Source organism: Kitasatospora sp. NPDC101176, from assembly GCF_044768035.1.
GTDB lineage: Bacteria > Actinomycetota > Actinomycetes > Streptomycetales > Streptomycetaceae > Kitasatospora.
Window position 1 is genome coordinate 1 of sequence record NZ_JBIWPA010000018.1, and the last position, 9,775, is coordinate 9,775.

The window sequence follows — 9,775 nt, forward strand, 5'->3', positions numbered from 1 at the left end:
CGGTCCGATATCCGCTCACCCGCAGACGACTTGACCTGCCCCACCCTCGCCATACCCCAATCAACGAGACGACAGCGCCAAAGTCACTGGCATTGGGCCTAGGCGGAGGCCGGCGGGTACAGCTGGGGCGGGATCCGCTCCGCCGCGGCGCGGTCCAGCAGCCACAGGGTGCGGCTGCGGCCGTAGGCGCCGGAGGCCGGGGCCTGCAGCTCGCCGGGGCCGGACAGGGCCAGCGCGACCGCGCCCGCCTTGTCCTCGCCGGCCGCCAGCAGCCAGACCTCGCGGGCGGCCCGGATCGCCGGCAGGGTGAGCGAGACCCGGGTGGGCGGGGGCTTGGGGGCCCCGCGCACGCCGACCACGGTCAGCTCCGTCTCCCGCACGCCCGGGTGACCGGGGAAGAGCGAGGCGACGTGGGTGTCCGGGCCGACGCCGAGCAGCAGCACGTCGAAGGCCGGGACGCGGAGCCGGTCGCCCGGGCCGGCCGCCTTCGCCAGCTCCTCCGCGTAGCGGGCCGCGGCGGTCTCCACGTCCGAGCCGTCCACGCCGTCCGAGGCGGGCATCTCGTGCACCCGCGCCGGGTCGAGCGGGACGGCGTCCAGCAGCTCGGCCCGGGCCTGGACGGCGTTGCGGTCCGGGTCCGCGGCGGGGACGAACCGCTCGTCGCCCCACCAGAGGTCCAGCCGCGCCCAGTCGACCGCGTCGCGCGCCGGGGAGGCGGCGATCGCGGCCAGCAGGGCGTTCCCGTTGCGGCCGCCGGTGAGCACCACCGAGGCGCTGCCGCGGGCGGCCTGGGCGTCCACGATCCGGGTGATCAGGCGGGCCGCGGCCGCCTGGGCCATCAGCTCCTTGTCCCGGTGGACGACCAGCTGCGGGGTGGCGTTGGTCATGCGCTCCCCTTGGGGGCGCGCTTGGCGGGCTTCTTGGCCGGGGCCTTCTTCGCCGCGGCCTTGCCGGTCGCCGCCTTGCCCGTCACGGCCTTGCCGACGGTGGCCTTGCCCGTCACGGCCTTGCCCACCGTGGACGTCCCGCCGGCCTTCGGCTCCTCGTGCGCGGTCGCGGCCTCGCCCGCGGCCTCGGCGAGGGCCTCGGTGGGGACCTTGACCGTCACCCGGGCGGGTTCGGCCACCACGGCGTCCGCGACCTGGGCCCGGGCGGCCCGCTCGGCCGCCGCGGTCTCCGCGCCGTCCGGCTCGCGCAGCCGGTCGACGGGCGTGCGCACGGCCGTCGCGTAGATGTCGTCCGGGTCGAGCCGGCGCAGCTCCTCGGCGATCAGCTCCGCTGTCTCGCGGCGCTTGAGCGCCACCTGGCGGTCCGGGGAGCCGGGCATGGAGAGCGTGCCCATCAGGCCGTCCGGGCGGTCCAGGGTGATGTCGCCGTCCTTGGTGCGCAGGTGCACCGCGGTGATGCCCGGGCCGCCGGTGACGACCCGCTCGACCGGCACGTGCAGCCGGTTGTGCAGCCAGAGGCCGAGCAGCTCGACGCTGGGGTTGTAGGACTCGCCCTCGACCACCGCGGAGGTGAGCTGGGACGGGCGCTGGTCCAGCGCGGCGGCCAGCATGGAGCGCCAGCCGGTGATCCGGGTCCAGGCCAGGTCGGTGTCGCCCGGGGTGTAGCTCTGGGCCCGCTGGGCGAGCTGGCCGACCGGGGACTCGGCGGTGACCGCGTCGGTGATCCGGCGCTGGGCGATCGAGCCGAGCGGGTCCTGCGCGGGGTGCAGCGGCGCGTTGTCCGGCCACCAGACCACCACCGGGGCGTCCGGCAGCAGCAGCGGCAGGACCACCGACTGGGCGTGCGCGGCGAGTTCGCCGTGCATGCGCAGGATGACCGTTTCTCCGGAGCCGGCGTCGGAGCCGACCAGGATCTCGGCGTCCAGCCGGGTCTCGGCGCGGGCCCGCGGCGAGCGACCGGCGCGCTTGATCACCGCGAGGGTGCGCGAGGGGTGCTCGCGGGAGGCGTCGTTGGCGGCCTTGAGGGCGTCGTAGGCGCTGCCCTCGTCGGTCACGATCACCAGGGTGAGCACCATGCCGGCGGCGGTGGAGCCACTGGCCCGGCGCGCCTCCATCAGCGCGGCGTTGATCTTGCTCGACGTCGTGTTGGTGAGGTCGATCTTCATGGCCGGCGCCAGCTCCTGCCGTCTCGTGCGAGCATCTCGTCCGCCTCGACGGGGCCCCAGGTCCCCGCCGCGTACTGGGCGGGCTTGCCGTGGGTGTCCCAGTACCTCTCGATCGGGTCGAGGATCTGCCAGGAGAGCTCGACCTCCTGGTGGCGCGGGAACAGGTTGGCGTCGCCGAGCAGCACGTCGAGGATGAGCCGCTCGTACGCCTCCGGGCTGGACTCGGTGAAGGACTCGCCGTAGGCGAAGTCCATCGTGACGTCCCGGACCTCGAAGGAGGTGCCCGGCACCTTGGAGCCGAACCGCACCGTGACGCCCTCGTCCGGCTGGACCCGGATGACCAGGGCGTTCTGCCCCAGCTCCTCGGTCGCGTAGGAGTCGAACGGCAGGTACGGGGCGCGCTGGAAGACCACCGCGATCTCGGTGACCCGGCGGCCCAGCCGCTTGCCGGTGCGCAGGTAGAACGGGACGCCCGCCCAGCGGCGGTTGTTGATCTCCAGCTTGATGGCCGCGTAGGTGTCGGTCTTGGAGTCCGGGTTGATGCCGTCCTCGTCCAGGTAGCCGACCACCTCCTCGCCGCCCTGCCAGCCGGACGCGTACTGGCCGCGCACGGTGTGCCGGCCGAGGTCGGCGGGGAGCTTGACGGCGCTGAGCACCTTGAGCTTCTCCGCCACCAGCGCCTTCGGGTGGAAGGACGCCGGCTCCTCGATGGCGGTGAGCGCCATCAGCTGCAGCAGGTGGTTCTGGATGACGTCGCGGGCGGAGCCGATGCCGTCGTAGTAGCCGGCCCGGCCGCCGATGCCGATGTCCTCGGCCATGGTGATCTGCACGTGGTCGACGTAGGACCGGTTCCAGATCGGCTCGAACATCTGGTTGGCGAAGCGCAGCGCCAGGATGTTCTGGACCGTCTCCTTGCCCAGGTAGTGGTCGATCCGGAAGACCTCGTCCCGGGGGAAGACCTCGTGGACGACCTTGTTGAGCTCCTGGGCGCTCTCCAGGTCGTGACCGAAGGGCTTCTCGATGACGGCGCGCCGCCAGGAAGTCCTGCTGGGCCCCTCCTGCCCGTTGGCGGGCGAGGAGGGCGGGTCGGCCAGACCGTGCTTCTTCAGCTGCTGGACGACGGTCGGGAAGAACTTCGGCGGGACGGACAGGTAGAAGGCGAAGTTGCCGCCGGTGCCCTGGGCCTTGTCCAGCTCCTCGATGGTGGCGCGGAGCTTGTCGAAGGCGTCGTCGTCGTCGAAGGTGCCCTGGACGAAGCGCATGCCCTTGGCGAGCTGCTGCCAGACCTCCTCCCGGAACGGGGTGCGGGCGTGGTCCCGGACCGCGTCGTGGACCTCCTTGGCGAAGTCCTCGTCCTCCCACTCGCGGCGGGCGAAGCCGACGAGCGAGAAGCCCGGCGGCAGCAGGCCGCGGTTGGCCAGGTCGTAGATGGCCGGCATGAGCTTCTTGCGGGAGAGGTCGCCGGTGACTCCGAAGATGACCAGGCCCGACGGCCCCGCGATGCGCGGGAGCCGTCGGTCTGCCGGGTCACGAAGCGGGTTGACGGGCGCCGGCGGGAGATCGTCCGCGTCCGACTCCGACGTCAACTCGGGGAAATCAGTGCTCACTTGATGGGCTCCGCTTTCGTGCGCTGGCTGTGTGAGCGAAAGGTCACTTCTCGTCGGCGAAGGAGGCGAGCGAGGCGGTGACGGTGTCGAGCAGCTCGTTCCAGGACTGCTCGAACTTCTCCACGCCCTCGTCCTCCAGCACCTGGACCACGTCGTCGTAGTCCACGCCGGCGGCGGCGATGGCGTCCATGACGGCCTTGGCGTCGGCGTAGTTGGGGACGATGGTGCCGCCGGTGACCACGCCGTGGTCCGCGGTGGCGTCCAGGGTGGCCTCGGGCATCGTGTTGACGGTGCCGGGGGCGACCAGCTCGGTGACGTACAGGGTGTCCGGCAGCGCCGGGTCCTTGACGCCGGTGGAGGCCCACAGCGGGCGCTGGGCCTTGGCGCCGGCGGCCTCCAGGGCCTTCCAGCGGGCGCTGCCGGCGGTCTTGCCGTCGACCGAGCCGAAGACCTCCTCGTACGCCTGGTAGGCGAGGCGGGCGTTGGCCAGGGCGGCCTTGGAGCGCAGGTCCCGGGCGTCGCCGCCGATCTTGTCCAGGCGCTTGTCGATCTCGGTGTCCACGCGGGACACGAAGAAGGAGGCGACCGACTCGATCTGGGAGAGGTCCAGGCCCTTGGCCTTGGCGGCCTCCAGGCCGGTCAGGTAGGCGTCGATGACGGCCTTGTAGCGCTCCAGCGAGAAGATCAGCGTGACGTTGACGCTGATGCCCTTGCCGATCACCTCGGCGATCGCGGGCAGGCCGGCCTTGGTGGCGGGGATCTTGATGAACACGTTCGGGCGGTCCACCAGCCACCACAGCTGCTTGGCCTCGGCCACGGTGGCCGCGGTCTCGTGGGCCAGCCGCGGGTCGACCTCGATGGACACCCGGCCGTCGCGGCCGTTGGAGGCGTCGTAGACCGGGCGCAGCACGTCGGCGGCGTCGCGCACGTCCGAGGTGGTGATCATGCGGATCGCCTCGTCGGTGGTGACCTTGCGGACGGCGAGGTCGCGCAGCTGGCCGTCGTACGAGTCGTCGCCGCTGCCGCCGATCGCCTTCTGGAAGATGGTCGGGTTGGTGGTGACACCCACCACGTGCTTGTTCTGCACCAGCTCGGCCAGGTTGCCGGAGTTCAGCCGCTTGCGGCTGAGGTCGTCCAGCCAGATCGCCACGCCTTCGTCGCTGAGGCGCTTCAGTGCGTCAGTCATGGTGCTCAGTCCTTCGTCTTCTTCTGCTTCGTGGGGTAGTCAGAGGGGCCGGGCCTTCGACGTGCGGGTCTCGGGCCCGGCCCGGAACGCGTCAGCGGTTGACGGCCTCGAGGGAGCGCAGGGCGTTGTGCGCCTCGGCCACCACGCGCTCGGCGGTCAGGCCGAACTCCTCGAACAGCACCTTGTAGTCGGCGGAGGCGCCGAAGTGCTCCAGCGAGACGATCCGGCCGTGGTCGCCGACCAGCTCGCGCCAGCCCTGGGCGATGCCGGCCTCGACCGACACGCGGGCCTTGACCGACGGCGGCAGCACGCTGTCGCGGTAGGCCTGGTCCTGCTCCTGGAACCACTCGAACGACGGGACCGAGACGACCCGGGTGGCGATGCCCTCGGCCTCCAGCACCTCGCGGGCGTTGACCGCCAGCTGGACCTCCGAACCGGTGCCCAGCAGGATCACCTGCGGGTCGCCGGTGGACGCCTCGGCCAGGACGTACGCGCCCTTCGCGGTGCCCTCGGCGGAGCCGAAGACCTCGCGGTCGAAGGTCGGGACGTTCTGGCGGGTGAGCGCCAGGCCGACCGGGCCGGGGTGGCTGGTCTGCCGCTCGATCACGGTGCGCCAGGCGACGGCGGTCTCGTTGGCGTCGGCCGGGCGGACCATGGCCAGGCCCGGGATGGCGCGCAGCGAGGCCAGGTGCTCGACCGGCTGGTGGGTCGGGCCGTCCTCGCCCAGGCCGATCGAGTCGTGCGTCCAGACGTAGGTGACCGGCAGCTTCATCAGCGCGGCCAGGCGCACGGCCGGGCGCATGTAGTCGGCGAAGACCAGGAAGGTGCCGCCGTACACGCGGGTCTTCCCGTGCAGCGCGATGCCGTTCATGGTGGAGCCCATGGCGTGCTCGCGGATGCCGAAGTGGATCGTCCGGCCGTACGGGCTCGCGCTCTTCAGCGAGTTGCCCTCGGGCAGGAACGAGCTCTCCTCGTCGATGGTGGTGAGGTTGGACTCCGCGAGGTCGGCCGAGCCGCCCCACAGCTCCGGGATCACCGCGCCGATCGCCTTGAGGGTCTCGCCGGAGGCCTTGCGGGTGGCGACCTCCTTGCCGGCGGGGAAGGACGGGACGGTCTTCTTCCAGCCCTCGGGCAGTTCGCCGGCCTGGATGCGGTCGAACTCGGCGGCGCGGTGCGGGTTGGCGGCGCGCCACGCCTCGAAGGACTGCTGCCACTGGTCGCGGGCGGCCTTGCCGCGCTTGATGACCAGGCGGGCATGCTCGATCACCTTGTCGGCGACCTCGAAGGTCTTCTCCGGGTCGAAGCCCAGGACCTTCTTGGTGGCGGCGATCTCGGCGGCGCCGAGCGCGGAGCCGTGGGCCTTGGCGGTGTTCTGGGCGTCCGGGGCCGGCCAGGCGATGATCGTGCGCATAGCGATCATCGACGGGCGGGAGGTCTCGGCCTTCGCGGCGTCCAGCGCCTCGGCCAGGGCGGCGACGTCGATGTCGCCGTTGGCCTTCGGGACGACCCGCTGGACGTGCCAGCCGTACGCCTCGTAGCGCTTGAGGACGTCCTCGGAGAAGGCGGTCTCGGTGTCGCCCTCGATCGAGATGTGGTTGTCGTCGTACAGGGCGACCAGGTTGCCCAGCTTCTGGTGGCCGGCCAGCGAGGAGGCCTCGGCGGAGATGCCCTCCTCCAGGTCGCCGTCGGAGACGATGGCCCAGATCGTGTGGTCGAAGGGGCTCTCGCCGGCGGCGGCGTCCGGGTCGAACAGGCCGCGCTCGTAGCGGGCGGCCATCGCCATGCCCACCGCGTTCGCGATGCCCTGGCCGAGCGGGCCGGTGGTGGTCTCCACACCCGCGGTGTGGCCGTGCTCCGGGTGCCCCGGGGTGCGGCTGCCCGCGACGCGGAAGGCCTTGAGGTCGTCCAGCTCCAGGCCGTAGCCGGACAGGTAGAGCTGGGTGTAGAGGGTCAGGCTGGTGTGCCCGGGGGAGAGGACGAACCGGTCGCGGCCGACCCAGGACGGGTCGGTCGGGTCGTGGCGCAGGAACCGCTGGAAGATCAGGTATGCGGCCGGGGCCAGCGACATGGCCGTCCCGGGGTGTCCGTTGCCGACCTTCTGGACGGCGTCCATGGCCAGGACCCGCGCGGTGTCAACCGTGCGCTCATCCAGCTCGGACCACTCGAATGCGTTCGTCGGCGTCGTGCTCACCCTGTCTCAGGGCTCCTTCCATTGAAGAGTGACCCCGTGAATGGGGACCGGGTCGGCCACGGCGCTGTGGTCTCGACACTGGGTGGTGCCGGTCACGGAGGGTAGATCCCGCTTCTGCGTGCGAGCCTACCGCCCGGGCCGGGGCTCACCCTCCGTGCTGAGACAACCGGGAATTCCGTATGGTGATTCCCACCAGAGCGTTATGCCTGCTTATGTCCAAGGGTCTCCTGGTTTGTCGGCCACTGCCGCCCAGGTGGTCAGGACGGGGGACCGCGGGCGCGCCGGAGCGGGTTCGTCGGTTCACCCAGTCGGTTCACCCGGGGGTGTGCGTTCGGCCTCGCCGGGGGACCCCGGAGCCGGTGGGGAGATATGGAACGTCTATGGTGTCGTGGTACGCGCAGAGCGGACGATTTCGGGACCCTTCGTTCCTGTGGACGCCTGCGAGGATTCATCTTCAGTTGGGGTGTTAGTGACCGCCGTCGAAACCCGTCCCGCCGGGGTCACCGGGGCGACGCCTGCGCACCGGCCGATCGGGGCCCGTGTCGGCGCGTTCGTCGCACTGACCAAGCCCCGGATCATCGAGCTGCTGCTGATGAGCACCGTGCCGGTGATGTTCCTGGCCCAGCAGGGCGTCCCGAACATGCTGCTGGTGCTCAAGGTCGTGGTCGGCGGCTACCTCTCGGCGGGCGGCGCCAACGCCCTCAACATGTACATCGACCGTGACATCGACGCGGTGATGTCGCGCACCGAGCGCCGTCCGATCGTCACCGGCATGGTGTCGCCGCGCGAGGCGCTGGTGTTCGGCGTCGTCCTCGCCGTCGTGTCGACCCTGCTGCTGGGCTTCGGCGTCAACTGGCTCTCGTCCGGCCTGGCGCTGGGCGCCCTGCTGTTCTACGTCTTCGTCTACACGCTCGGACTGAAGCGGCGCACCTCGCAGAACATCGTCTGGGGCGGCATCGCCGGCTGCATGCCGGTGCTGGTCGGCTGGTCCTCCGTCACCAACTCGGTGTCCTGGGCGGCGGTCGTGCTGTTCCTGGTGGTGTTCTTCTGGACGCCGCCGCACACCTGGGTGCTGTCGATGAAGGTGCGCGACGACTACCTGCGGGCCGGCGTGCCGATGCTGCCGGTGGTCAAGGGGAACGTGGCCGTCGGCAAGCAGGTCGTCGCCTACTCCTGGGTGATGGTGGCCGTCTCGCTGGCCCTGTGGCCGCTCGGGCACATGAGCTGGCTGTACCCGGTGGCGGCGGTCGTGCTGGGCGCGGCGTGGCTGCGCGAGGCGCACGCCCTGTACGCCCGGGCCAAGGCCGGGGTGGTGGGCGCCAAGCTCAAGGAGATGCGGCTGTTCCACTGGTCGATCACCTACCTGTCGCTGCTGTTCGTGGTCTGCGCGATCGACCCGTTCGTGATGTAGCGCGCGCGGCGCGGAGGAGCCCCGGTCCGGTGGACCGGGGCTCCTCGGCGTTCGGGGGGCTCTCGCGTTTCGGTGGCTCTCGCGTTTCAGCGGGCGGGCAGCCCGGAGGGGCCGACGCGCTCGTCCAGCCAGTCCTTCAGCGGCTGGGAGGCGCGCAGGAAGGCGGTGATCCGGGTGTAGGCGGCGCGGGTGCCCAGCCACTTCGCCGGCTCCCACTCCTGCCAGGCCACCAGGCCCTTGTGGCGCAGCAGCTCGATCCTCGGGTGGTCCTTGGGGTAGCCGCGCGGGGCGGACTTGAGGCTGTCCCGGCCGAACACCTGCGGGCCGTCCTTCTCCACCGCGGCGATCACCCGCTCCAGCTCGGCGCCGCTCACGTCCTCGGCGACGGCGGCGCGGTAGCGCTCCAGCTGCTCGGAGGCGAGCTGGTACATCCCGTTGCCGCAGGCGAGGCCGTCGGCGGAGAGCTGGACGTAGCCGCCGGCCTCCAGGTGCGCGCCGATGTGCGTCTTGTACGGGGACTTGTCGGCGCTGAACCGGACGTCCCGGTTGGGGCGGAAGATCTTCGCGGGCCCGAACTCGGGCTCCAGGTCGGCGAGCAGCAGCTCCATCGGGGCCCGCACGGCGTCCTCGTACCGGTCCTTGTGGGCCTGCCAGTAGGTCTTCGAGTTGTCGGCCTCCAGGTGCTCGTAGAACTCGAGCGCCTCGGCGGGCCAGCCTTGGAACGTCACCCCTCCAGTATGTGGCCCGGTGCACAGGCCGCTCCCGTCGCCAGCGCCACTACCGGTGGGTAGCATGCGGGCATGAGCAGCGCAGAGACCGCCACCGCCGCCGCGCCGGACGCCCGCACCGAGCGCCGCGCCAAGCGCATCGCCAAGAACCTGACCAGCTTCGCCCGGCAGCACGGCGGCAGCGCCGACGCGGTCGTCGAGTACGTCGGCGCCGTGGCCACCCGGATCGCCGTGGTCGGCGCGGACGGCGCCTGGGGCGACCAGGTCGCCCCCAGCTACGCCGTCGGCCGCCGGGCCGTCGAGATCGCGGGCCTGACCCTGCACGACTCCTTCGAGGGCGAGCTGGGCCTCAGGGTGAAGACAGGCTCCTACGAGTGGAAGCGGATGGCCGGCATCCAGCTCGGCGGCTGAGCCCCGCCCCCAACGACACCGGCGGGGCCGGGGCCCCCCCCCCCGGGCCCCGGGCCCCCCCCCCCGGGGGCCGGGGGGGGGGGCCCGGCCCGGGGGGGCCCCCCCCCCCCCCCCCCGCCCCCCCGCGG

Annotated in this window: 8 protein-coding genes; 2 read left to right on the forward strand and 6 right to left on the reverse strand. The window is 71.9% G+C overall.

Features of this window, described 5'->3' with window-relative positions; all coding sequences use genetic code 11:
- Nucleotides 1-98: 98 nt before the first annotated feature.
- The 5 genes from pgl to tkt all read right to left on the reverse strand — a co-directional run bounded on the left by pgl (nt 99) and on the right by tkt (nt 7,097).
- Nucleotides 99-887, reverse strand: a complete 789-nt coding sequence (gene pgl / locus ACIRS1_RS23260; RefSeq protein ID WP_360216044.1) for a 6-phosphogluconolactonase — start codon at nt 885-887, stop codon at nt 99-101.
- Nucleotides 884-2,113, reverse strand: coding sequence for a glucose-6-phosphate dehydrogenase assembly protein OpcA (gene opcA, locus ACIRS1_RS23265; protein WP_402842898.1), 1,230 nt, complete (start codon nt 2,111-2,113; stop codon nt 884-886). The genes pgl and opcA overlap by 4 nt, the downstream gene beginning before the upstream one ends.
- On the reverse strand, nt 2,110-3,699 hold the full coding sequence (gene zwf / locus ACIRS1_RS23270; protein ID WP_402843115.1) for a glucose-6-phosphate dehydrogenase: 1,590 nt from the start codon (nt 3,697-3,699) through the stop codon (nt 2,110-2,112). Before zwf ends, opcA begins: the two co-directional genes overlap by 4 nt.
- Nucleotides 3,700-3,763: 64 nt before the next feature.
- Nucleotides 3,764-4,906, reverse strand: coding sequence for a transaldolase (gene tal / locus ACIRS1_RS23275; protein ID WP_360216050.1), 1,143 nt, complete (start codon nt 4,904-4,906; stop codon nt 3,764-3,766).
- A 91-nt stretch (nt 4,907-4,997) separates the two neighbouring features.
- A complete protein-coding gene (tkt, locus tag ACIRS1_RS23280) occupies nt 4,998-7,097 on the reverse strand; it encodes a transketolase (RefSeq protein WP_396317763.1) in 2,100 nt (699 codons plus the stop codon).
- A 463-nt stretch (nt 7,098-7,560) separates the two neighbouring features.
- Here tkt and ACIRS1_RS23285 point away from each other — a divergent pair, with 463 nt between their 5' ends.
- A complete protein-coding gene (locus ACIRS1_RS23285; protein WP_402842902.1) occupies nt 7,561-8,508 on the forward strand; it encodes a heme o synthase in 948 nt (315 codons plus the stop codon).
- A gap of 86 nt (nt 8,509-8,594) precedes the next feature.
- Here the strand turns inward: ACIRS1_RS23285 and ACIRS1_RS23290 are convergent, their stop codons facing one another.
- A complete protein-coding gene (locus ACIRS1_RS23290) occupies nt 8,595-9,236 on the reverse strand; it encodes a DUF2461 domain-containing protein (RefSeq protein ID WP_402842905.1) in 642 nt (213 codons plus the stop codon).
- Nucleotides 9,237-9,308: 72 nt separating this feature from the next.
- Here ACIRS1_RS23290 and ACIRS1_RS23295 point away from each other — a divergent pair, with 72 nt between their 5' ends.
- Complete coding sequence (locus ACIRS1_RS23295; RefSeq protein WP_360216062.1) at nt 9,309-9,647, forward strand: hypothetical protein; 339 nt, start codon at nt 9,309-9,311, stop codon at nt 9,645-9,647.
- The last annotated feature ends 128 nt before the right edge of the window (nt 9,648-9,775 follow it).

Excerpts from the sequence above, each read along its gene's own strand:
- pgl (WP_360216044.1), bottom strand. The coding sequence starts at position 887 with ATGACCAACGCCACCCCGCAGCTGGTCGTCCACCGGGACAAGGAGCTG.
- opcA (WP_402842898.1), bottom strand. The coding sequence starts at position 2,113 with ATGAAGATCGACCTCACCAACACGACGTCGAGCAAGATCAACGCCGCG.
- tal (WP_360216050.1), bottom strand. The coding sequence starts at position 4,906 with ATGACTGACGCACTGAAGCGCCTCAGCGACGAAGGCGTGGCGATCTGG.
- ACIRS1_RS23295 (WP_360216062.1), top strand. The coding sequence starts at position 9,309 with ATGAGCAGCGCAGAGACCGCCACCGCCGCCGCGCCGGACGCCCGCACC.